24 protein-coding genes, 1 tRNA gene and 2 pseudogenes are annotated in these 21,091 nt (G+C 58.2%); 10 read left to right on the top strand and 17 right to left on the bottom strand.

Annotated features, from left to right (window positions below):
• Positions 1-25 precede the first annotated feature (25 nt).
• The 4 genes and pseudogenes from arsC to MKR05_RS09605 form a co-directional block, all read right to left on the bottom strand.
• Positions 26-448 carry a glutaredoxin-dependent arsenate reductase gene (gene arsC, locus MKR05_RS09615; protein WP_049013767.1) on the bottom strand — a complete coding sequence of 141 codons (423 nt, stop codon included), beginning with the start codon at positions 446-448 and terminating at the stop codon, positions 26-28.
• 9 nt (positions 449-457) lie between these two features.
• Complete coding sequence (locus MKR05_RS09610) at positions 458-841, bottom strand: ArsB/NhaD family transporter (protein ID WP_256573325.1); 384 nt, start codon at positions 839-841, stop codon at positions 458-460.
• 3 nt (positions 842-844) lie between these two features.
• A pseudogene (locus MKR05_RS27040) lies at positions 845-888 on the bottom strand (hypothetical protein); the annotation flags it as partial.
• 51 nt (positions 889-939) lie between these two features.
• Positions 940-1,269 carry a metalloregulator ArsR/SmtB family transcription factor gene (locus tag MKR05_RS09605; protein ID WP_101991989.1) on the bottom strand — a complete coding sequence of 110 codons (330 nt, stop codon included), beginning with the start codon at positions 1,267-1,269 and terminating at the stop codon, positions 940-942.
• Positions 1,270-1,486: 217 nt separating this feature from the next.
• Here MKR05_RS09605 and MKR05_RS09600 point away from each other — a divergent pair, with 217 nt between their 5' ends.
• Both MKR05_RS09600 and MKR05_RS09595 read left to right on the top strand, forming a co-directional pair.
• Positions 1,487-1,780 carry a YciI family protein gene (locus MKR05_RS09600; protein ID WP_072421857.1) on the top strand — a complete coding sequence of 98 codons (294 nt, stop codon included), beginning with the start codon at positions 1,487-1,489 and terminating at the stop codon, positions 1,778-1,780.
• 18 nt (positions 1,781-1,798) lie between these two features.
• Positions 1,799-2,371 (top strand): DUF1349 domain-containing protein, encoded by a 573-nt coding sequence (locus MKR05_RS09595; protein WP_072421858.1) that lies wholly within the window; start codon positions 1,799-1,801, stop codon positions 2,369-2,371.
• A 3-nt stretch (positions 2,372-2,374) separates the two neighbouring features.
• On the opposite strand, the gene MKR05_RS09590 is transcribed toward MKR05_RS09595, so the two are convergent.
• A complete protein-coding gene (locus MKR05_RS09590) occupies positions 2,375-2,638 on the bottom strand; it encodes a hypothetical protein (protein WP_044524663.1) in 264 nt (87 codons plus the stop codon).
• Positions 2,639-2,854: 216 nt separating this feature from the next.
• Here MKR05_RS09590 and MKR05_RS09585 point away from each other — a divergent pair.
• Positions 2,855-3,556, top strand: a pseudogene (locus tag MKR05_RS09585) (carboxymuconolactone decarboxylase family protein); the annotation flags it as partial.
• Between the two features lie 247 nt (positions 3,557-3,803).
• Here MKR05_RS09585 and MKR05_RS09580 read toward each other — a convergent pair.
• Positions 3,804-4,721, bottom strand: a complete 918-nt coding sequence (locus MKR05_RS09580) for a LysR family transcriptional regulator (protein ID WP_171878670.1) — start codon at positions 4,719-4,721, stop codon at positions 3,804-3,806.
• A 129-nt stretch (positions 4,722-4,850) separates the two neighbouring features.
• Between MKR05_RS09580 and MKR05_RS09575 the strand changes: the two genes are divergently transcribed.
• Positions 4,851-6,239 carry an MFS transporter gene (locus tag MKR05_RS09575; RefSeq protein ID WP_180402174.1) on the top strand — a complete coding sequence of 463 codons (1,389 nt, stop codon included), beginning with the start codon at positions 4,851-4,853 and terminating at the stop codon, positions 6,237-6,239.
• A 167-nt stretch (positions 6,240-6,406) separates the two neighbouring features.
• Here MKR05_RS09575 and MKR05_RS09570 read toward each other — a convergent pair.
• Both MKR05_RS09570 and actS read right to left on the bottom strand, forming a co-directional pair.
• A tRNA-Gly gene (locus MKR05_RS09570) sits at positions 6,407-6,480 on the bottom strand.
• A gap of 80 nt (positions 6,481-6,560) precedes the next feature.
• Positions 6,561-7,274, bottom strand: a complete 714-nt coding sequence (actS, locus tag MKR05_RS09565; RefSeq protein WP_044524679.1) for an amidase activator ActS — start codon at positions 7,272-7,274, stop codon at positions 6,561-6,563.
• Positions 7,275-7,589: 315 nt separating this feature from the next.
• Between actS and idi the strand changes: the two genes are divergently transcribed.
• The gene (idi, locus tag MKR05_RS09560) at positions 7,590-8,144 is read left to right on the top strand and encodes an isopentenyl-diphosphate Delta-isomerase (protein ID WP_032454025.1); all 555 of its coding nucleotides are present in this window, start codon (positions 7,590-7,592) and stop codon (positions 8,142-8,144) included.
• 217 nt (positions 8,145-8,361) lie between these two features.
• Here the strand turns inward: idi and lysS are convergent, their stop codons facing one another.
• The 5 genes from lysS to xerD form a co-directional block, all read right to left on the bottom strand.
• Positions 8,362-9,879, bottom strand: coding sequence for a lysine--tRNA ligase (gene lysS / locus MKR05_RS09555; protein ID WP_008806422.1), 1,518 nt, complete (start codon positions 9,877-9,879; stop codon positions 8,362-8,364).
• 9 nt (positions 9,880-9,888) lie between these two features.
• Positions 9,889-10,987 (bottom strand): peptide chain release factor 2 gene (gene prfB, locus MKR05_RS09550; RefSeq protein ID WP_101862173.1). Its coding sequence is split into 2 segments (ribosomal slippage): positions 9,889-10,911 and positions 10,913-10,987, totalling 1,098 coding nucleotides; the frame shifts between segments, so codons are not numbered across the junction.
• 85 nt (positions 10,988-11,072) lie between these two features.
• Positions 11,073-12,806 carry a single-stranded-DNA-specific exonuclease RecJ gene (recJ, locus tag MKR05_RS09545; protein ID WP_044524681.1) on the bottom strand — a complete coding sequence of 578 codons (1,734 nt, stop codon included), beginning with the start codon at positions 12,804-12,806 and terminating at the stop codon, positions 11,073-11,075.
• 5 nt (positions 12,807-12,811) lie between these two features.
• A complete protein-coding gene (gene dsbC / locus MKR05_RS09540) occupies positions 12,812-13,525 on the bottom strand; it encodes a bifunctional protein-disulfide isomerase/oxidoreductase DsbC (protein ID WP_002916301.1) in 714 nt (237 codons plus the stop codon).
• 22 nt (positions 13,526-13,547) lie between these two features.
• Positions 13,548-14,444, bottom strand: a complete 897-nt coding sequence (gene xerD / locus MKR05_RS09535) for a site-specific tyrosine recombinase XerD (protein WP_251356941.1) — start codon at positions 14,442-14,444, stop codon at positions 13,548-13,550.
• Between the two features lie 100 nt (positions 14,445-14,544).
• On the opposite strand from xerD, the gene fldB reads away from it, so the two are divergent.
• Entirely contained in the window at positions 14,545-15,066 is a 522-nt protein-coding gene (gene fldB, locus MKR05_RS09530) for a flavodoxin FldB (RefSeq protein ID WP_004205324.1), read from the top strand.
• A 6-nt stretch (positions 15,067-15,072) separates the two neighbouring features.
• Here the strand turns inward: fldB and MKR05_RS09525 are convergent, their stop codons facing one another.
• Complete coding sequence (locus MKR05_RS09525; RefSeq protein WP_023290968.1) at positions 15,073-15,483, bottom strand: protein YgfX; 411 nt, start codon at positions 15,481-15,483, stop codon at positions 15,073-15,075.
• Positions 15,464-15,730 (bottom strand): FAD assembly factor SdhE, encoded by a 267-nt coding sequence (gene sdhE / locus MKR05_RS09520; protein WP_002916312.1) that lies wholly within the window; start codon positions 15,728-15,730, stop codon positions 15,464-15,466. Before sdhE ends, MKR05_RS09525 begins: the two co-directional genes overlap by 20 nt.
• Before the next feature lie 245 nt (positions 15,731-15,975).
• Between sdhE and ygfZ the strand changes: the two genes are divergently transcribed.
• Positions 15,976-16,959: a tRNA-modifying protein YgfZ gene (ygfZ, locus tag MKR05_RS09515; protein WP_023290969.1), complete on the top strand. Its 984-nt coding sequence runs from the start codon at positions 15,976-15,978 to the stop codon at positions 16,957-16,959.
• Between the two features lie 156 nt (positions 16,960-17,115).
• Here ygfZ and trhA read toward each other — a convergent pair whose 3' ends face one another.
• Positions 17,116-17,775 (bottom strand): PAQR family membrane homeostasis protein TrhA, encoded by a 660-nt coding sequence (gene trhA, locus MKR05_RS09510; RefSeq protein WP_008806429.1) that lies wholly within the window; start codon positions 17,773-17,775, stop codon positions 17,116-17,118.
• A 163-nt stretch (positions 17,776-17,938) separates the two neighbouring features.
• On the bottom strand, positions 17,939-18,250 hold the full coding sequence (yqfB, locus tag MKR05_RS09505) for a N(4)-acetylcytidine aminohydrolase (protein WP_023290970.1): 312 nt from the start codon (positions 18,248-18,250) through the stop codon (positions 17,939-17,941).
• Between the two features lie 50 nt (positions 18,251-18,300).
• On the opposite strand from yqfB, the gene MKR05_RS09500 reads away from it, so the two are divergent.
• The 3 genes from MKR05_RS09500 to MKR05_RS09490 all read left to right on the top strand — a co-directional run bounded on the left by MKR05_RS09500 (position 18,301) and on the right by MKR05_RS09490 (position 21,065).
• Positions 18,301-19,029 (top strand): MurR/RpiR family transcriptional regulator, encoded by a 729-nt coding sequence (locus tag MKR05_RS09500; RefSeq protein WP_032454033.1) that lies wholly within the window; start codon positions 18,301-18,303, stop codon positions 19,027-19,029.
• A gap of 118 nt (positions 19,030-19,147) precedes the next feature.
• Entirely contained in the window at positions 19,148-20,581 is a 1,434-nt protein-coding gene (gene bglA, locus MKR05_RS09495; RefSeq protein WP_023290972.1) for a 6-phospho-beta-glucosidase BglA, read from the top strand.
• Positions 20,582-20,705: 124 nt separating this feature from the next.
• Positions 20,706-21,065, top strand: a complete 360-nt coding sequence (locus MKR05_RS09490; RefSeq protein WP_023290973.1) for a hypothetical protein — start codon at positions 20,706-20,708, stop codon at positions 21,063-21,065.
• Positions 21,066-21,091 lie beyond the last annotated feature (26 nt).

Below are 21,091 nucleotides of genomic sequence, written 5' to 3'. Positions count from 1 at the left end.
GCTACAGCCGGCGCCATTTTGCGCGCTATTTCACACGCTGCCCCGCCCGATCAATGACGCGCTCACCGTCTTCCTTCACGAAGGCGCCTTTTTGCGGCGCCGTCAGGATCTCCAGCACCACCTCTGACGGGCGGCAGAGCCGGGTGCCCCGCGGCGTCACCACGATCGGACGGTTGATCAGGATCGGATGCTGGAGCATAAAGTCGATTAACTGGTCATCTGTAAACCGGTCTTCCGCCAGGCCCAGCGCATCGTAGGGTTCGACGTTTTGCCGCAGCAGCGCCCGCACCGGGATCGCCATCGCGGCGATCAGCTGGCGTAGTTCATCACGCGACGGCGGCGTCTCCAGATAATAGATAATGGTGGGCTCAGCGCCGCTGTTGCGGATCAGCGCCAGGGTATTACGTGAGGTGCCGCATTCAGGGTTATGGTAAATGGTGATGCTCATAGCACGTTCTCATGGCTGATTGAAGGAGAGACGCAGCGCCAGCGCGGCCAGCGTTACCAGCAGCACCGGCAGGGTCATGGTGATGCCGCAGCGAAAATAATACCCCCAACCGATGGTGATGTGCTTTTGCGCCAGCACATGCAGCCAGAGCAGCGTGGCCAGGCTACCAATCGGCGTGATTTTGGGCCCCAGATCGCAGCCGATAACGTTGGCATATATCATGGCCTCTTTGATCGTCCCTGTTGCCGCGCTGCCATCGATCGACAAGGCGCCGAGCAGCACGCTGGGTATATTATTCATGATCGAAGAGAGGAAGGCCGACAGGATACCGGTGCCCAGCGTCGCGGCCCAGAGCCCGCGCTCCAGCCGATCCCTAACCCACGCGGCTGCCAGATCACCAGCACCAGGGTCAGGACAAAAATCGCACCTGCCAGCAACATCGTTCCCTCACCAATCACATTCGAAAAATCATATATGTTAAGATAAATTTTTTACCGACAACCCGGCACCTCAGTCAGTCTGCTGACCATCAGCCGCACCTCGTCCTGCTGACTTAGCCAGGCCTGCTCAATCACCTGCGCCGCCCAGGCCGGTATCTGCGGAGAGAGGCGATAATGGACCCACTTACCCTGTTTTCGATCCCGCAGCAGCCCGCTCTCCCGCAGCATTGCCAGATGGCGGGAGATCTTGGGCTGGGACTGGGCGAGCGCCGTACAGAGATCGCACACGCACAGCTCTCCCCGCGCCTTGAGCAACAGCACGATCCCCAGCCGGGTTTCATCGGCGAGGTTTTTGAACAGTTGCAGGGGCAATAAAGACATGGTTTCTCCTCAAGCGTGACGGACAGCATACGGGACCACGAACAAAGATCAATATGCATTCGAAAAAACATATGTGTTTTTCACAGCCGCGATAAATCTCCATACCGTTGCGACATGTGCCTCCTGCTCAATAGCACGCAAAAATGCCGCGTTTTCTTTTAACTATCATCGAAATGTGTCAGGCTGAAGATCCCATCGGATTGACAGGGTTTTCAGGATGAGTACGATTTATGTGGTTGTTTTAACGTATATAAAACCGCTCGAAGAGATTGACAGCGCGATCCCCGCCCACGTCGAATGGCTCAAAAAAGGCTATGCTGACGGCCTCTTTCTCACCTCAGGCCGCCGTATTCCCCGCACCGGCGGGGTGATTCTGGCGAAATGCGACAGCCGGGAAATTCTGGAATCGCGTCTGAGCCAGGATCCCTTCCAGCAGCTGGGTCTCGCCCATACGGAGATTATCCCCTTTGAGGCCAGCATGGCGTCCCCCGCGCTGCAGACGCTGTTATAAGCCTGTCCCGGAGGAAACATGCAGCCGTCCTTTCACTGGATCAATGAACCTGCCGAGTGGCGCCGCGATACCGACGGCCTGACGGTGGTCACCGATAAGCATACCGATTTCTGGCGTCATACCTGGTATGGCTTCGAGCGCTTCTCCGGCCATCTTTATGCCGCTGAGGTGGAGGGCGATTTTACCCTGCAGGCAAAAATATGTGCGGATTTCACCACGCTTTACGACCAGGCCGGGCTGATGATGATGGCGGACGAGCAGACCTGGCTGAAGGCGGGAATTGAATTCAATGACGATGCCCCGGCCATCGGCAGCGTGCTGACGTTAACCCACTCCGACTGGGCCACCGGGCTTTTCCCCGGCGACCCGCGCACTTTCTGGCTGCGGCTGACCCGCAAGGGCGATGCGTTAAGGCTGCAGTATTCGACCGACGGCGAGCGCTGGCCGCTGCTGCGTCTCGGCTACTTTCCGCCAGGCCCGGTAAAAGCCGGCGTCATGTGCTGCTCACCGGAGCGCGGCGGACTGGCGGTTGCATTTCGGGATATTCAGCTTTCCCCGCCGCTGGACAAAGCGCTGCACGATCTGAGCTGAACGCTAGCGGGAAGACCCGACTTTCTCTGCATCCTGAGGGCCAGGATTGCAGGCTTCGCGGGTCCCGGGCAGGTAAAAATGGCCGTGCTTATCGGGATCGGTGCCGCCCGGGCACCCTGCCCGGCCCGAGGAGTTATCGCTACTGCCGCCGTCCGAACCGTTGCCGCCGTCGGCGCCCGATATTACCGACTGGCCGTGATGGCCATGCGCTGCAGTGGCTGAAAACGCCACCAGCGCGAACACACAGACCATTAAGCGTCTGCCCATTGCTGCCTCTCCCTTATTGATATTTCCCGCCCATCGCGTTGACGATGGGATAAGCCGTTACACGGCAACATGCGCCGCGATTAAAAAAACGCTTTATCCACAGGGAGTATAGGGTTAAGGCAGAGGGAAAGACAGGGCCGGCGCCTTCAGACATTTCGCACGCAAAATAGCCTTCATTCCGCGGTATGCGCTATCAGAAAATCAATCAGGGCTTTCACTCTTTCGGACGCTGACATTCACGCGGTCTCCCCGGCGCTGGCGCGCTTCGGCCGCGAGGCCATCAGCAACGACCTCTGGCAACGTGACGCCCTGTCCGCCCGCGACCGTAGCATCGCGACCATGGCGATGCTGATTGCCCGCAACCAGCCAGGCGAGCTCAAGCACTATATTGCCGTCGCGCTCGATTGCGGCGTGACGCCCGCGGAAGTGTCAGAGATCATTACTCACCTCGCCTTCTACGCTGGCTGGCCCAATGCGATGTCAGCCGTCAGCGTCGCTAAAGCCATCTTTGTAGCCAGGGGCGTGACGACAGAGGCCCTGCCCGCCGCCTCGCCGACGCTGCTGCCCCTCAATGAAGAGGTAGAGAAACAGCGTGCAGACACCGTCGAAAAAAATGTCGGCCCCATTTCGCCTGGCCTGGTTAAATTTACTGCCGACCCGCTGTTTCTCGACCTCTGGCAACGGCCCGCGCTAACGCCCCGCGACAGAAGCCTGGTGACGGTCAGCGCGTTAATCGCCGCCGGACAGAGCGCGCAGATTGGCTACTACCTAAACAGGGCCATGGATAATGGGCTTTCGGCTGAAGAGGCCGGAGAAGTGGTCGCCCAGGCAGCGTTCTACGCGGGATGGCCAAATGCGTTTACTGCCGCCCCGGTGGTCGGTGAAGTGTTGCGATCGCGCGAGAGCAAAGCTGAATAAAAAAGGATAAAGGACAGGAAAGCTGTCCTTTATTTATCGTTAATAGTTAGCTTAAAGGTAGCACTAGGGCTTTCGATTAAATCTCGCGGAAAGGACATAAACGGTCTATCGAAGTATGGAGACTTCGATCGTGAGTCTGTTCAGATCGCTCATTGAGAAAATTTCCGTTCCGTATGCCGTCATGAGTCTCATCCTTTGAAAGCAGCGATCGCTGTGGCGAGACTGTAGCGCGGACATGTCTATTTGGTCAGGCCATGACTGACCTCCCCCCACCGCATATCGCAAGAATTTGCTTTCTCAGCCAGCGGTGACCGGGGTCGCGTTCCATCCTTGGGTGCCACATCTGCGATACCGTAATACGACGGCTTTTGAACGGCAGCTCGAAAACGTGTACCTGGTCCGTTACCCGCTGATTGAGTAAATAGAGTGCGGGTATCATGGCGATAAGATCCGATTCCAGCGCCACGGACAGTGCTGTCGGAAATCCCGGTACGACGCTCGCAATTTTACGTTTTGTCCCCAGTTCGGCCAGCGCATCGTCAACGGATCCGTGCAACGCGCCCTCGGGTGACGCTACCACATGGCCCCAGGCGACATAATCACCCACGCCTATTTCTGCCTGCTTAGCCAGCGGGTGCCCTTTACGCACGACGCCAACAAACCGATCCTCAAACAGTCGCTGCAGCCGTATTTCTGGCCCCATATTACTCTGAACGCCAATCTCCAGATCAACCAGCCCTTCCCGAAGATAGCGCGACGTTTTTTCCGGCTTAGGCGCGAAGCGTATACAGACGTCCGGCGCGGCGTCGGCAACCGCTGCGATGAGCGCAGGCCCAAACGCCACCACAAAACCATCGTTTGCCCTGATGGTAAAAAGACGCGCCAGACTTCGCGCGCAGAACGTTTCAGTTGAGGGCTGCAATACCGCCCTGGCCTCGTGCACTGCACGCCTGGCGCGATCCCGGGTCGCTTCGGCCCACGGGGTCAGTACCATGTTACGCCCGGCGCGCACCAGGATCGGATCTCCTGTGACATCGCGTAACCTGCTTAATGTCCGGCTCATGGCTGAGGTGCTGAGGTTCAGACGACGTGCCGCACCTGCGACACTCGCTTCACTCAGCAATATGTCGAGTGCTACCAGCAAATTAAAATCGGGATCAGACATTACCCTTTCTCCCAGCACATTAAGATAAGGCGTTTGATGCAACAATAAAGTGAAAATAGTGCACCTTCCGCCCGGTAAAAGCCATCTTTATAGTTTTGTCATCCATACACTCTTCTCAGAGGACAAATGATGACGCTCTTTTCCAGCCAACCCGGCGACGAAGGACTGCCTGGCCCGGCGCGCGCACGGGTGATGGCCGCAATCATGACCACCACCTTAATGGGCGTGTTTGATGGCACCATGATCAACATTGCCCTGCCCTCAATGGCTCAGGATATGCAGGTACCTGCCGGTATTGCCGTCTGGTTCGCCAACGGGTATCTGCTGGCGGCTGCGATGACGCTGGCGATATTCGCGGCGCTTGCGGCCCGTCTGGGTTATCGCCCCGTATTTCTGGCGGGCCTGACGACCTTTACCCTGACATCACTGGGTTGCGCGCTGGCGAATAAGCCCGAAATGCTTATCGGTATGCGCGTGCTTCAGGGGATCGGCGGCGCGGCGACGCTGAGTATTGCCCCCGCAATACTCAGGTCCGTATTTCCCGGACGCTTACTTGGCCGCATTCTGGGGTTCCATGCCCTGCTCATTGCCTCCAGCTCCGCTATCGGCCCGGTATTGGGCGGTACGATCCTTCACACCCTGAGCTGGCAATGGCTGTTTGCGATAAACGTTCTTCCCGGCACCCTCGCCTTACTGCTGGCGATCAAAGCGCTGCCGCGTAATGCGATCCGTATGCAGGCGCCCTTCGACACCCTGGGCGCCATATTGTCGGCACTGCTGTTGGGTTCGACGATCATGGCGGCGAACAGCCTACAGAACGCTACTTATCAATTCGGCAGCCTTTGCTGGATGGCTCTCGCTGCGCTGAGCGGCATGGCTTTTATCTGGCAAATCCGCCGCACGGGTCATCCCTTACTGCCGCCGAGCATGTTTAAAAATGAACGTTTTACCCTCGCGGCTTTCACGTCAATGGTTGCTTTTGTCAGCCAGGGGATCACCTTTATTGCGCTACCCTTCCTGTTTCAGAGCGAATACGGCTACAGTCCGGTAGTGTCTGCCCTGCTGTTTACGCCGTGGCCGTTAGGGATCGTGCTGATTGCGCCGCATGCAGGCCGTTGGGCGGACACGATATCAGCCCCGGCGATATCCACCCTGGGGCTGGTGATATTTGTCGTCGGTTTGATCCTGCTGGCGACGTTACCCGCCAGCCCTCCAATGTGGGATATCTGCCTGCGAAGTCTGGTGTGCGGAATAGGGTTTGGCTGCTTTCAGAGTCCCAATAACCGGGAAATGCTCTCAAACGTTATTCGTGAGCACGCGAGTTATGCGTCCGGAGTTTTATCCATTATGCGCACTTTCGGGCAGTGCCTGGGAGCCGCCGCCGTAGGCGTTCTGCTGGCAGCAGATGAAAGGTCAATTCATGTTGCGCTGTGGAGCGCCGCCGCGGCCTCTGCGGTATCGGTCGTCGTCAGCGCGAGCCGGTTGCGTAAAATCACTCATCCTGCGGAAACAGGATAAGTGCGAAAATATCACTAAACGCTACTACTCCAGCGCCAGCAGCGCAAAACGCCGATCCCGCAACCAAAGAGGAGTCCTCCGTCGGAGTTCAATAGACTAACAGAATGCTATAACTTCTTATTTATCAAGGGAAAATTGAGTTGGGTAGACTTCAGAAGACTTGAGTTTGGAGCGGGCGAAGGGAATCGAACCCTCGTATAGAGCTTGGGAAGCTCTCGTTCTACCATTGAACTACGCCCGCGAAGAGGTGCGAGAAGCATTATAGCCCTTACGCACCCTGTGACAAGCCCGCCGGATGCTGACTGGCGATAAAATAACCTTTTAGCACTTAGGCTTACTGCCCTGCGGCGGCAGGTAGCGCAGCGGATCGATGGCCGTCGCCCGATAGCGGATCTGGAAATGCAGACGCACTGAGTCGGCATCCGTACTGCCCATGGTGGCTATTTGCTGGCCGGCCTTCACGCTCTGGCCGTTATTCACCATCAGCTTATCGTTGTGAGCATAGGCGGTGATGTAATCCTCGCTGTGCTTAATCATGATCAGGTTGCCGTAGCCGCGCAGCTGGTTGCCGACGTAGACCACCTTGCCCGCCCCGGCGGCGTAGACCGGCTGGCCGCGAGTCCCGGCGATATCAATGCCTTTATTGCCGCCATCGGCGGTGGAATAAGGCAGGGCCACTTTGCCGCTGGTCGGCCAGCGCCAGCAGCGCTGTCCCACCGGCGGCCAGGAGGACTGAGGTACCGCGGACGAAGGCGTGACCGCCGCCGTGCGCATGGAGGAAGATTTTTTCTTCGTTGTCTTCGTAGAACTGCTGCCGTTAAGCTTCAGCTTCTGCCCCACCTCAATGGTGTAAGGCGGGGAGATGTTATTCAGGCGGGCCAGATCGCGAACGCTGGTGCCGGTGGTGCGGGAGATGCCATACAGGGTATCGCCACGTTTGACGGTGTAGGTCGTACCGGAATCGGAGTTGCTGGAGCAGCCGGCCAGCGCCAGGCTTACCACCAGCATCAGTGTCATATAAACGCGTTTCATCATCAGGCATCCTGCACTTAACACAACCACTTACCTCGCAACCAGGGCGAATATCATACCAGTCCGCGGCGCAGGGCGTCATCCCTGATGGCGAAACCAATACCCCCCTGCCATCGAATCCGGCCCGCGACAAACAGCGATTACTGCTGGAGCCGCACGTCGTGGTGGGTTTGCCCGCCATGACGCGTTGCCGCTCACAGAGCGGACTGCAGGGCTTGTTTTGGTAATGCCTTTCTCCCATTTATCGGCTACCCTAGAGGCCTGAGTACATGACCCGGCGGGTTTGTGCCGGGTCATTTTTTATTTTCAGGAGTCGTCATGGCCGGGGAACACGTCATTTTACTGGATGAGCAGGATCAGCCTGCCGGTATGCTGGAGAAGTATGCCGCCCACACGCTTGATACCCCTTTACATCTCGCGTTCTCTTGCTGGTTGTTTAATCAGCAGGGTCAATTGCTGGTCACCCGCCGTTCGCTGGGCAAAAAAGCCTGGCCCGGGGTGTGGACCAACTCCGTCTGCGGACACCCCCAGCAGGGCGAGACCTTCGAGCAGGCCGTCACGCGCCGCTGTCGCTTCGAACTCGGCGTGGAGATCGCCGACATCGTGCCGGTTCACCCGGCCTTCCGCTACCGGGCGGTCGCCCCGAACGGCATCGTTGAGAACGAAGTATGCCCGGTGTATGCCGCGCGCGTGGTGAGCGAAGTGCTGCCTAACGACGATGAAGTCATGGATTATCAGTGGGTTGACCTGGCAACGATGTTAAGCGCGCTGGCCGCCACGCCGTGGGCGTTTAGCCCGTGGATGGTGCTGGAAGCGGAAAATCGGGACGCTCGCCAGGCGCTGACCGACTTTGTTGCGCGTGTGCGCGGGTAAGCTGACTATTCTCGCAGCCGCCACCCGGCGCAAAAAGCGACTCCGTACCTGTCATCGTTGCCTGGCGGCGCTACGCTTGCACAGGCCTACGGTTCTGCGCTGTTGCGTAGCCCGGTTAAGGCATTTACGCCGCCAGCCGCGCTACGCCAGCCTTCAGGCCTCACGTCAGACATAAAAAAACCCGGCAAGCCGGGTTTTTGCATTTCACAAGACGCGATTATTTCTGCGGACGCATTGCCGGGAACAGGATCACGTCGCGGATGGTGTGGCTGTTGGTGAACAGCATCACCATGCGGTCGATACCGATACCCAGACCGGCGGTCGGCGGCAGGCCGTGCTCCAGCGCGGTCACGTAGTCTTCATCGTAGAACATCGCTTCGTCGTCGCCCGCGGCTTTCGCATCAACCTGGTCCTGGAAGCGCTGCGCCTGGTCTTCGGCGTCGTTCAGCTCGCTAAAGCCGTTACCGATCTCACGGCCGCCGATGAAGAATTCAAAGCGGTCGGTGATTTCCGGGTTGACGTCGTTACGGCGCGCCAGCGGAGAAACTTCCGCCGGGTATTCAGTGATGAAGGTCGGCTGGATCAGGTGCGCTTCCGCCACTTCTTCGAAGATCTCGGTCACGATACGGCCCAGACCCCAGCTCTTCTCCACTTTGATGCCGATAGACTCAGCGATCGCTTTCGCGGAATCGAAGTTATCCAGATCCGCCATCTCGGTTTCCGGACGGTATTTCTTGATCGCTTCGCGCATGGTCAGTTTTTCAAACGGCTTGCCGAAGTCGAACACCTGGTCGCCGTAAGGCACTTCGGTGTTGCCGAGAATGTCCTGCGCCAGGGTGCGGAACAGGGATTCGGTCAGCTCGATCAGATCTTTATAGTCCGCATAGGCCATGTAGAGTTCCATCATGGTGAACTCTGGGTTATGACGAACGGAGATCCCTTCGTTACGGAAGTTACGGTTGATCTCGAAGACGCGTTCGAAACCGCCCACGACCAGGCGCTTGAGGTACAGTTCCGGCGCGATACGCAGGTACATGTCCAGATCCAGCGCGTTATGATGGGTGATGAACGGACGCGCGGAGGCGCCGCCCGGGATCACCTGCATCATCGGGGTTTCCACTTCCATAAAGCCGCGGCCAACCATGAACTGACGGATACCCGCCAGGATCTGCGAACGCACTTTAAAGGTGTTGCGCGATTCATCGTTGGAGATCAGGTCGAGGTAACGCTGACGATAGCGCGCTTCCTGATCCTGCAGGCCATGGAACTTGTCCGGTAACGGGCGCAGGGCTTTGGTCAGCAGACGCAGCTCGGTGCAGTGGATAGACAGCTCACCGGTTTTGGTCTTGAACAGCTTACCGCGGGCGGCGATGATGTCGCCGAGATCCCATTTTTTGAACTGGTCGTTGTAAACGCCTTCCGCCAGGTCATCGCGCGCTACGTACAGCTGGATGCGGCCGCCAACGTCCTGCAGAGTGACGAAGGACGCTTTACCCATGATACGGCGGGTCATCATGCGGCCAGCCACGGCCACTTCAACGTTCAGCGCTTCCAGCTCTTCGTTTTCTTTGGCATCGAAGTCAGCGTGCAGTTGGTCAGAGGTATGGTCACGACGGAAATCGTTCGGGAAAGCGACGCCCTGCTCACGCAGCGCAGCCAGCTTCTCGCGACGGGTTTTCAGTTCATTATTAAGGTCAATTGCCGCGTCAGCGCCCTGTGCTTGTTGTTCAGACATGTTGGTTCCTCATAACCCTGCTTTCAAACTTGCTTCGATAAATTGGTCCAGGCTGCCGTCGAGCACCGCCTGAGTGTTGCGGGTTTCCACCCCGGTACGCAGATCTTTAATACGCGAGTCATCCAGCACGTAAGAGCGGATCTGGCTGCCCCAGCCGATATCGGACTTGTTGTCTTCCATCGCCTGCTTCTCGGCATTTTTCTTCTGCATCTCCAGCTCATAAAGCTTTGCTTTCATCTGCTTCATGGCCTGGTCTTTGTTCTTGTGCTGCGAACGGTCGTTCTGGCACTGCGTCACCAACCCGGTCGGGATGTGGGTAATACGCACCGCGGATTCTGTACGGTTAACGTGCTGCCCACCGGCGCCGGAGGCGCGGTAAACGTCGATGCGCAGGTCGGCCGGGTTAATTTCGATATCGATATCGTCTTCAACTTCCGGGTAAACGAACGCAGAGCTAAAGGAGGTATGACGGCGGCCGCCGGAATCGAACGGGCTCTTACGCACCAGACGATGAACGCCGGTTTCGGTACGCAGCCAGCCGTAAGCGTAATCGCCAATGATCTTGATGGTCACGGATTTAATGCCCGCGACTTCACCTTCGGACTCTTCGATGATCTCGGTCTTAAAGCCGCGCGCTTCCGCCCAGCGCAGGTACATGCGCATCAGCATGCTGGCCCAGTCCTGGGCTTCGGTGCCGCCGGAGCCTGCCTGAATATCGAGGTAGCAATCGGCGTTGTCGTATTCGCCGGAGAACATGCGGCGGAACTCAAGCTGCGCCAGCTTCTCTTCCAGCGTATCCAGCTCGGCGACGGCTTCGTTGAAGGTCTCTTCGTCGTCCGCTTCCACGGCCAGATCCAGCAGGCCGGCAACGTCTTCCAGCCCCTGGGACATCTGATCCAGGGTATCTACGATGGCTTCCAGGGAAGAACGCTCTTTACCCAGCGCCTGAGCGCGTTCAGGTTCATTCCAGACGTCCGGCTGTTCCAGCTCGGCGTTTACTTCTTCGAGACGCTCTTTCTTGGCATCGTAGTCAAAGATACCCCCTAAGAACGTCGGAGCGCTCCGTGAGGTCCTGAATGCGGTTTTTTACCGGATTTATTTCAAACATGGTCGGTTTCTTTTAATGGATTTGTCAAAATGCGGTGATAAGAGCGGAATTCTACCGGATTCGCGCCCTTATTCATACACTGTTGTCAATTTGGCCAGAGGTGATCGATGATCAGCTGCAGGCTGCGGTTGCCGCGGAACTCATTGATGTCGAGCTTGTAGGCTAACTGGACTTCACGCACGCCGTTGTCGGGCCAGATGGAAGTATCCACGTTGAAGGCGATACCGTCCAGCAGCGGGCCGCCGTCAACCGGCTCGACCATCACCTTCAGGTGACGCTCGCCCACCAGCCGCTGCTGCAGCAGGCGGAAACGGCCGTCAAACAGCGGTTCCGGGAACATCTGTCCCCACGGCCCGGCGTCGCGCAGCATCTGCGCCACTTCCATGCTCATCTCCGCCGCCGCCAGCGGCCCGTCGGAAACGACCTCGCCCTGTAACAGCGCGGGATCCAGCCACTCGGTCACCAGCTCGCCAAAGCGCTGCTGAAACTCCTCAAAGCGCGCCTCTTCCAGCGATAATCCTGCCGCCATCGCGTGGCCGCCGAACTTCAGGATCAGCCCCGGATAGAGCGTATCGAGACGCTCCAGCGCATCGCGCATATGCAGCCCCTGAATGGAGCGGCCGGAGCCTTTCAGCGTGCCGTCGCCGGTGGGCGCAAAGGCGATCACCGGCCGGTGGAAACGTTCCTTAATTCGCGAGGCGAGGATGCCGACCACCCCCTGGTGCCACTGCGGATGGTACATCGCCAGCCCGCCGGGCAGGGTGTCGCTACTGCGTTCCAGCTGCTGACAGAGCGTTAGCGCTTCCGCCTGCATCCCCTGCTCGATCTCTTTGCGCGTCTGGTTGAGCGCGTCAAGCTCATTGGCTAACACGCGCGCTTCGCCAATGTTATCGCACAGCAGCAGCGCGACGCCGACCGACATGTCGTCCAGCCGCCCCGCCGCGTTCAGGCGCGGCCCGAGGGCAAAACCGAGGTCGCTGGCCGCCAGCTTTTGCGGATCGCGGTTGGCAATCTCCAGCAGCGCCTTAATACCGGGCCGACATTTGCCGGCGCGAATGCGGCTTAACCCCTGCCAGGTGAGAATACGATTGTTAGCATCCAGCGGCACGACGTCGGCAACGGTGCCAAGCGCCACCAGATCCAGCAGCTCGGCAAGGTTCGGCGCGGCGATGCCGCGGGCATCGAACCAGCCGTTATCACGCAGAAAGGTGCGCAGCGCCAGCATCAGATAGAACGCCACCCCGACCCCGGCCAGCGATTTCGACGGAAAGTCGCAATCGCGCAGGTTAGGGTTAACGATGGCCTCCGCCGCCGGCAGCGTCTCCCCCGGCAGGTGGTGATCGGTTACCAGCACCGGGATCCCCAGCGCATGGGCATGATCGACGCCGGCATGGGACGAGATCCCGTTGTCGACGGTCATGATCATCTGCGCGCCGCGGGCGTGGGCCTGATCGACCACTTCCGGGCTCAAGCCGTAGCCGTCTTCAAAACGGTTCGGCACCAGGTAGGAGACGTTGCCGTAGCCCAGCGCGCGCAGGGCCAGCACGCTGAGCGCGGTGCTGGTGGCGCCGTCGGCGTCAAAATCGCCGACTACGACAATGTGCAACCCTTTCTGGAAAGCGTCGTGCAGCATCCCGACCGCTTTTTCAACGCCGGTGAGCTGCGTCCACGGCAGCATGCCTTTGACGCTGCGCTCCAGCTCCTGGGCGCTGCGCACCCCGCGGCTGGCATACAGCCGCTGCAGCAGCGGCGGCAGATCGGCGGGTAAATCGACGCCGTCAACCGCCTCGCGGCGGCATAGTTGTATCTGTTGTTTCACGCGAATCAGTTACCGCTTGTCTGTTTTTTATGCTCGTCGAGGAACGCCTTCAGCTCTTTCGGCCCCTGATAGCCCGGCAGCACCATGCCGTTACTGAGGACCATCGCCGGGGTACCGTTGACGCCCATCTGCACGCCAAGGGTGTAGTGTTTAGCGATATCCACGCTGCAGCTCGCCGGCTGCACGCCCTTGCCGTTCATAGCGTCATCCAGCGCTTTGTTGCGATCTTTCGCGCACCAGATGGCCTTCATATCCTGCTCCGCCTGGCTCTGCAGTCCCTGGCGCGGGAAGGCGAGATAGCGCACGGTGATCCCCAGCGCGTTGTAGTCGCTCATCTGCTCATGCAGCTTGTGGCAATAACCGCAGGTGATGTCGGTGAAGACGGTAATGACGTGCTGCTCCTTCGGCGCTTTGTAGACAATCATTTCGTTGCTCAGCGCGTTCAGTTTACCCAGCAGCAGCTGGTTAGTGACATTGACCGGCTGCGCGCCGCTCACGTCGTACATCGGCCCCTGGATGATGTGCTTGCCGTCGTCGGTGACATACAGTACGCCGCTGTCGGTCAGCACCGTGCTCATCCCGGAAACCGGCGACGGTTGAATATCGGTGCTCTGCACACCCAGCTTCGCCAGCGACTGTTTAATTGCCGCGCTATCGGCATGCGCCGCCCCGGAAAGGGAAGCCGCCAGCAGGGTGAACATCAATAAACCTTTTTTCATACTCAGTCCTTTTGTTCAGCACTCACGCCCGCGGGTGGTGCTGTTGATGAAGTTGTCGCAGACGCTCGGTCGCCACGTGGGTGTAGATCTGCGTGGTGGAGAGATCGCTGTGTCCTAACAGCATCTGCACCACGCGCAGATCGGCGCCATGATTGAGCAAATGCGTGGCGAACGCATGGCGCAACACGTGCGGGGAGAGCTTTTCGCTGTCGATCCCCGCCAGCACGGCATAGTGTTTAATCCGGTGCCAGAAGGTCTGACGCGTCATCTGCTGGGCGCGCTGGCTGGGAAATAAGACATCCGACGCCACGCCGTTCAGCAGCCAGGGGCGACCATACTCGAGGTAATTTTCCACCCACAGTACCGCCTCTTCCCCCAGCGGCACCAGCCGCTCTTTGTTGCCTTTGCCCACCACCCGCAGCACGCCCTGTCGCAGGCTGATGTCGCTCATCGTCAGCCCCACCAACTCCGAGACGCGCAGGCCGGTGGCATACAGCACCTCCAGCATCGCTTTGTCGCGCAACTCCAGCGGCTGCTCCACCAGCGGGGCCTGCAGCAGACGCTCAACCTGCGCCTCACTGAGATCCTTCGGCAGCCGCTGCGGCAGCTTCGGCGAGGCCAGCAGCGTGCTGGGGTCGTCCGGGCGAATTTTTTCCCGGTACAGATGCTGGAAGAAACGACGCACGGCGCTCAGCAGGCGCGCGGTGCTGGTGGCTTTATAGCCGCCGGACTGCCGCTCGGCCAGCAGCGCCTGCAGGTCGTCGCTGCCGACGCTTGCCAGCGACAGGCCGCGATGGTGCAGCCACTCCACCAGCATCGTCAAATCGCGACGGTAGGCGCTGAGCGTATTCTCCGCCAGATTGCGCTCCAGCCAAAGGGCATCGAGAAACTGTTCGATTAGTGCCAGATCCTGTTTCACATCGGCCTCTTTGTTCGTTAAACGCTCTCATTATGCCTTAAGAGGACGCCTTTCTGGTACACTGCCCGCCATTCACAGCAAGAATCGAGATGTTTACGCGATGAATATAGGTCTGTTTTACGGCTCCAGTACCTGCTACACCGAAATGGCCGCGGAGAAAATCCGCGATATCATCGGCCCTGAGCTGGTGACGTTGCACAATCTGAAAGATGACTCCCCCGCCCTGATGAGCCAGTACGATGTACTGATCCTCGGCATCCCGACCTGGGATTTCGGCGAAATTCAGGAAGACTGGGAAGCGGTTTGGGACCAGCTGGACACCCTGGACCTGGAGGGCAAAATCGTCGCGCTGTACGGCATGGGCGATCAGCTGGGCTATGGCGAATGGTTCCTTGACGCGCTGGGCATGCTGCATGACAAGCTGGCGACCAAAGGCGTGAAGTTTGTCGGCTACTGGCCAACCGAAGGCTATGAGTTCACCAGCCCGAAACCGGTGATCGCTGATGGCCAACTGTTCGTTGGCCTGGCGCTGGATGAAACCAACCAGTACGACCTGAGCGACGAGCGCATCCAGAGCTGGTGCGAGCAGATCCTCGGCGAAATGGCCGAACACTTCTCCTGACGCCGCTTACTCCTGCGCCGGTTTTTGCAGCACCAGCCGGCGCAGATCCCGCCACTCTCCGGGATCCATGCTGTCCGCCGCCAGCCACAGATGCTGACCGCGTCGGGTATCGACATGGCGCAAACGCAGCAGCATACCGCTGTTGATGACCCACGGCGTCCCGAGGATCTCCCATTCGGCGTTTTGCCAGCGCAGCCGGGAATCGGTGAGCAGCTTTATCTCCCCGCGACGGGCATGGATCCGTCGCTGGCTGCGCACACAGTCAAAGACCACCAGCGACAGCAGCAGCAGCCAGATCGGGGTGTAGCTTAACGGCCAGGGAACCAGCAGCACCAGCGCCGCCACAACGCCGTGGAGCAGCAGGGAAAACCACTGCGCGCGCCAGGAGATACGGAGATCAGATTGCCACAGGACCACGTTCCCGATTCCGTGTCTGAATTAAGGTTACCATCCGCTGCAGCTCCGCATCGGCCGGTTTGCCGTGGTTCATCAGCCAGTTGAACAGATCCGGATCGTCATTTTCCAGCAGGCGAATGAACAGCTGTTTGTCAGCGTCGCTGAGGGTATCGTACTCATACTCAAAGAACGGCATGATGGAGATGTCGAGTTCGCGCATCCCGCGGCGGCATGCCCAGTGGATACGTGCTTTATTGTTAATGTCCATGTTGACCTTCCAGCAGCAAAATATAGGTTAGTTTAACCCGTTTTCTGCCGTAACTTTACAGGAATATCGCTGAATGCGAGCATCCTTCCATAAAAACCATAAAATAATGATGGGCTTATTGTTTTCCCGCGTCAGGCCGTCACCAAACGTCAGCGCACAAATGGCCTGTTGAAAGCGCTTGCAATGCACTATAGCTCTTTTACCATTGGTCACACACACTGCGTTAAGCGATTCAGGATATGACTATGGCTTTTACACCTTTTCCTCCGCGTCAGCCTTCCTCTTCCGCTCGTCTGCCGTTAACGCTGATGACCCTGGATGACTGGGCGCTGGCGACAATTAGCGGACCGGACAGCGAAAAATATCTGCAGGGGCAGATTACCGCCGATGTGAGCAGTCTCACCGATGCCCAGCATCTGCTTGCCGCCCACTGTGACGCCAAAGGCAAGATGTGGAGCAACCTGCGCGTATTCCGCCGCGACGGCGGCTTCGCGTGGATTGAGCGCCGCAGCCTGCGCGACGCGCAGCTGACCGAGCTGAAAAAATATGCCGTCTTCTCCAAAGTCACCATCGCCGCCAACGACGATCTGGTTCTGCTGGGGGTGGCCGGCTTCCAGGCGCGCGCCGCGCTGGCGCCGCTGTTCGCCGCCCTGCCCGACGCCGCGACGCCGGTGATTAGCGAAGGCGCCACCAGCCTGCTGTGGTTTGAACACCCTGGCGAACGCTTCCTGCTGGTGACCGATGTCGACACCGCCAATCGCGTCACCGACGCGCTGCGCGGCGAAGCGCAGCTCAACAACAGCCAGCAGTGGCTGGCGCTGAATATTGAAGCCGGTCTGCCGGTGATCGACAGCGCCAACAGCGGGCAGTTCATTCCGCAGGCCACCAACCTGCAGGCGCTGGGCGGTATCAGCTTCAAAAAAGGGTGCTATACCGGCCAGGAAATGGTCGCCAGGGCGAAATTCCGCGGCGCCAATAAGCGCGCGCTGTGGACGCTGTCAGGTACCGCCAGCCGGGTGCCGGAGGCCGGAGAAGATCTGGAGCTGAAGATGGGCGAAAACTGGCGCCGCACCGGTACGGTGCTTGCGGCGGTTCAGCTGGATGATGGCCAGCTGCTGGTGCAGGTGGTGATGAATAACGATATGGAGCCGGACAGCGTGTTCCGCGTGCGCGACGATGCCGGCAGCCTGCGCATCGAACCGCTGCCCTATTCACTGGAAGACGCGTAATAAAGCGTTATGACTCCCGGCTTGCGGCGCTCGCGCCTTAGCCGGGCTACTTGACTGCAGATAACCGTAGCCACGGTAAGCGCAGCGCCACCGTGGGATTTCCAGGCCGCAGATAACCGTAGCCACGGTAAGCGCAGCGCCACCGTGGGATGTTTATCAGGACTGGCCGACGTACAGATAGATCGCCAGGAAGTGACACACGCTGCCGCCGAGCACGAAGCCATGCCAGATAGCGTGGTTATAGGGAATGCGTTTGCAGACGTAGAAGATGACCCCGAGCGAGTACACCACCCCGCCGACCGCCAGCAGCGTCACGCCGCCCACCGCCAGCTTTACCGCCAGCTGATAGACCACGATAAGCGACAGCCAGCCCATGGTCAGATAGGTCACCAGCGACAGGATTTTAAAGCGGTGCGCGATGGTCAGCTTAAACAGGATCCCCAGCAGCGCCAGGCTCCAGATGACGATCATCAGCCCCTTCGCCAGCGGCGAGTTCAACCCTACCAGCAAAAACGGCGTATAGGTCCCGGCGATTAACAAGTAGATGGCGCAGTGGTCGAACTTTTTCAGCCACTGTTTCGCCCGCTGATGCGGGATCGCGTGATAGAGCGTGGAGGCGAGAAACAGCATAATCATGCTGCCGCCGTACAGACTGTAGCTGGTGATCGCCGTCGCGCTGGCGTTAGTGTCCACCGCCTGCACCAGCAAGAGCACGAGGCCGACGATACCGAACACCAGCCCGATCCCGTGACTGATGCTGTTGGCAACTTCCTCTGCCAGAGAATATCCCTGAGTGATTAATGGTTTGCGCACCATATTTGACTCCGTGAAAACAAGAACGCTTTCATTGCCCACTTAGGGTAACTGAGAATGATTCCAGTGAACACCTGTTAGCTAAAATAAAACGATGTATATTTGTAAACACATTAAAATCATAAAGTTACAATTTTATTTCAACTCACAGCTGTTCCTGATTGTCTTAAAGCGTTTTGAATTCAATGACATAAAACTGGTTCTCCCCAGGATAGATGTCGCTGATGACCTGACGCAGCTGCCCGAGGGTCATATTCTCCTGTTGAGCATGCTGGTCGGTCAGCGTGTCGAGAGTCACCGTCGAGGTCGCGGTTACGGCGATGGTGCAAAAATAGCCGTCGTCTTCATAGCGCCCGACGCGCAGCACATCGCCGGGCTTAAAGTGCGACTCCGCCGCATCGCGAATGGTGATCGTTTTGCGCCCGGCGAGGATGTCCTCCTGAAAGCGCTGAAAAAAGGTAATGTCATTGGCCTGCATGATATAATTCCGTCCTGGTCATTATGAATTGTGAGTTCGCCACTGTGAGTATGTTCTCCCACGCCGCTGTCGCCAGTCTCAATAATCTTGAGATGATGGTCTACCACTACGTCATTAAGAATCGTGACAAAGTGATGTACATGACCATCCGCGAACTGGCCGAAGCCGCCGGCGTCTCCACCACCACCGTGTTGCGCTTCTGCCGCAAACTGCAGTGCGAGGGCTACTCTGAATTTCGCGTGCGCTTTAAATTATATCTTGAGCAGAACGAGCCTCAACAGGCAAATATCGGCGCCAGCGAAATCATGAGCTTTTTTAAAAGCGTTAATAATGACGAGTTCGATGAATTACTCGAGCAGGCCGTCGATATTATTCTCGCCTCCGAACGTATTATTTTCGTCGGCGCAGGCACCTCGGGCGCGCTGGCGAAATATGGCGCCCGCTTCTTCTCCAACGTCGGGAAATTTAGTAATCATATTGATGACCCCTATTTTCCGGTGACTAACGATATGGCCCGTAACGCGCTGGCGATCGTGCTTTCCGTCTCCGGCGAGACGGAAGAGATCCTGCGCTTCGCCAGCCAGTTCAGCCTGCACCGCTGCAAGGTGATGTCCATTACCAGTCACGAACACTCGCGGCTGGCCAAACTGGCCGATTTCAATCTCTCCTGGCACGTGCCGCAGACGCGCATTGGCGGTGTCTACGATATTACGACGCAAATTCCAGTGATCTATATTCTCGAAACGCTCGGACGTAAATTAGCGCGCAAAATCAGCTAAAAATAACAGCCTGTTTTTTCGATGTAACATATTACGTTTGGCGTAATTTGTTATATCGTGACATTCAATTTCACTTTGCTAGACTCGAGAGCAATAGTTATTAGAGAGATTAGCCAGGATGAAAAAATTAACCCTTCCGAAAGATTTTTTATGGGGCGGCGCGGTTGCCGCGCATCAGGTTGAAGGCGGCTGGGATCAGGGCGGCAAAGGCCCGAGCATCTGCGACGTACTGACCGGCGGGGCGCACGGCGTGCCGCGTGAAATCACCCACCAGGTTGAAGCCGGCAAATATTACCCCAACCACGAAGCGGTGGATTTCTACGGCCGCTATAAAGAAGACATCAAACTGTTCGCCGAGATGGGCTTCAAATGCTTCCGTACCTCTATCGCCTGGACCCGCATCTTCCCGCAGGGCGACGAGACCCAGCCGAATGAAGAGGGGCTGAAGTTCTACGACGACATGTTCGACGAGCTGCTGAAGTACAACATCGAGCCGGTGATCACCCTCTCCCACTTCGAGATGCCCCTGCACCTGGTGCAGCAGTACGGCGGCTGGACCAACCGTAAAGTGGTCGATTTCTTTGTGCGCTTCGCCGAAGTGGTCTTCGAGCGCTATAAGCACAAAGTGAAATACTGGATGACCTTCAACGAGATCAATAACCAGCGTAACTGGCGCGCGCCGCTGTTCGGCTACTGCTGCTCCGGGGTGGTTTATACCGAGCATGACAACCCGGAAGAGACCATGTACCAGGTGCTGCACCATCAGTTCGTCGCCAGCGCGCTGGCGGTGAAAGCGGCGCGTGGTATTAACCCGGACATGCAGGTCGGCTGCATGCTGGCGATGGTCGCCCTCTACCCTTACTCCTGCAAACCGGAAGATGTGATGTTTGCTCAGGAGTCGATGCGCGAGCGCTACGTCTTTACCGACGTTCAGCTGCGCGGTTACTATCCGAGCTATGTGCTGAATGAGTGGGAGCGCCGCGGCTTCAACATCAAGATGGAAGATGGCGACGCGCAGATCCTGCGCGAAGGCACCTGCGCTTATCTTGGCTTCAGCTACTACATGACCAACGCGGTAAAAGCCGAAGGCGGCACCGGCGACGCCATTTCCGGCTTCGAAGGCAGCGTGCCGAATCCGCACGTCAAAGCCTCCGACTGGGGCTGGCAGATTGACCCGGTCGGTCTGCGCTATTCCCTGTGTGAATTGTATGAGCGCTACCAGAAGCCGCTGTTTATCGTCGAGAACGGCTTTGGCGCCTACGACAAAGTCGAAGCCGACGGCAGTATCAACGATGACTACCGCATTGACTACCTGCGCGCCCACGTTGAAGAGATGATGAAAGCCGTCACCTACGACGGCGTCGATCTGATGGGCTATACCCCGTGGGGCTGCATCGACTGCGTCTCCTTCACCACCGGCCAGTACAGCAAACGCTACGGCTTCATCTACGTCAACAAACACGACGACGGCACCGGCGATATGTCCCGCTCGCGCAAGAAGAGCTTCAACTGGTACAAAGAGGTCATCGCCAGCAACGGTGAGAATCTGTAATTGACTGCCCTCTCCCGGCCGGGGGAGGGCAAATCGCTTATCCGCCAGACACTTCTTTACAGCTTTACCATTGCCAAAACGCGTTCGCCCGATAAGATAGGCCTCGTGAATATTTGAGGCGCTCATGATTAAGCGACAACGCAAAGCCATTCTTTTTGTCCTCCTGGCCTGTCTGGTGGTGCTGGTCTGCACCGCTCAGCGAATGGCCGGGATGCACGCGCTGGTCATGAACCTCGCTGCCGACAGCCCGTCGCTACAGCAAACCCAGGATAAGGCCGATGCGCCGGTCACGCCGTGCGAGCTCAGCGCCAAGTCGCTGATGGCCGTCCCGCCGATGCTGTTCGAAGGGGCGCTGTTGGCTATCACCCTGCTGCTGGCGGTGCTGGCGGCGATCCCGCCGCGTATCGAACGCCAGTGGCCTCCCCGCGTTATCTCCCCGCCCCGATTGCGGGTGCATCTGCGATTATGCGTCTTCCGTGAGTGACTGATTTTCCTGACAGTTCAGGTTAA

Source organism: Klebsiella sp. K5-204 (assembly GCF_030128585.1).
Taxonomy (GTDB): domain Bacteria; phylum Pseudomonadota; class Gammaproteobacteria; order Enterobacterales; family Enterobacteriaceae; genus Klebsiella; species Klebsiella quasipneumoniae.
Note: the sequence above shows the minus strand (reverse complement) of the source record. Positions and strands in the feature narration are given on the sequence as shown.

Excerpts from the sequence above, each read along its gene's own strand:
- arsC (WP_049013767.1), bottom strand. The coding sequence starts at position 448 with ATGAGCATCACCATTTACCATAACCCTGAATGCGGCACCTCACGTAAT.
- MKR05_RS09605 (WP_101991989.1), bottom strand. The coding sequence starts at position 1,269 with ATGTCTTTATTGCCCCTGCAACTGTTCAAAAACCTCGCCGATGAAACC.
- MKR05_RS09600 (WP_072421857.1), top strand. The coding sequence starts at position 1,487 with ATGAGTACGATTTATGTGGTTGTTTTAACGTATATAAAACCGCTCGAA.
- MKR05_RS09595 (WP_072421858.1), top strand. The coding sequence starts at position 1,799 with ATGCAGCCGTCCTTTCACTGGATCAATGAACCTGCCGAGTGGCGCCGC.
- MKR05_RS09590 (WP_044524663.1), bottom strand. The coding sequence starts at position 2,638 with ATGGGCAGACGCTTAATGGTCTGTGTGTTCGCGCTGGTGGCGTTTTCA.
- MKR05_RS09580 (WP_171878670.1), bottom strand. The coding sequence starts at position 4,721 with ATGTCTGATCCCGATTTTAATTTGCTGGTAGCACTCGACATATTGCTG.
- MKR05_RS09575 (WP_180402174.1), top strand. The coding sequence starts at position 4,851 with ATGACGCTCTTTTCCAGCCAACCCGGCGACGAAGGACTGCCTGGCCCG.
- actS (WP_044524679.1), bottom strand. The coding sequence starts at position 7,274 with ATGATGAAACGCGTTTATATGACACTGATGCTGGTGGTAAGCCTGGCG.
- idi (WP_032454025.1), top strand. The coding sequence starts at position 7,590 with ATGGCCGGGGAACACGTCATTTTACTGGATGAGCAGGATCAGCCTGCC.
- lysS (WP_008806422.1), bottom strand. The coding sequence starts at position 9,879 with ATGTCTGAACAACAAGCACAGGGCGCTGACGCGGCAATTGACCTTAAT.
- dsbC (WP_002916301.1), bottom strand. The coding sequence starts at position 13,525 with ATGAAAAAAGGTTTATTGATGTTCACCCTGCTGGCGGCTTCCCTTTCC.
- fldB (WP_004205324.1), top strand. The coding sequence starts at position 14,545 with ATGAATATAGGTCTGTTTTACGGCTCCAGTACCTGCTACACCGAAATG.
- sdhE (WP_002916312.1), bottom strand. The coding sequence starts at position 15,730 with ATGGACATTAACAATAAAGCACGTATCCACTGGGCATGCCGCCGCGGG.
- ygfZ (WP_023290969.1), top strand. The coding sequence starts at position 15,976 with ATGGCTTTTACACCTTTTCCTCCGCGTCAGCCTTCCTCTTCCGCTCGT.
- trhA (WP_008806429.1), bottom strand. The coding sequence starts at position 17,775 with ATGGTGCGCAAACCATTAATCACTCAGGGATATTCTCTGGCAGAGGAA.
- yqfB (WP_023290970.1), bottom strand. The coding sequence starts at position 18,250 with ATGCAGGCCAATGACATTACCTTTTTTCAGCGCTTTCAGGAGGACATC.
- MKR05_RS09500 (WP_032454033.1), top strand. The coding sequence starts at position 18,301 with ATGTTCTCCCACGCCGCTGTCGCCAGTCTCAATAATCTTGAGATGATG.
- bglA (WP_023290972.1), top strand. The coding sequence starts at position 19,148 with ATGAAAAAATTAACCCTTCCGAAAGATTTTTTATGGGGCGGCGCGGTT.
- MKR05_RS09490 (WP_023290973.1), top strand. The coding sequence starts at position 20,706 with ATGATTAAGCGACAACGCAAAGCCATTCTTTTTGTCCTCCTGGCCTGT.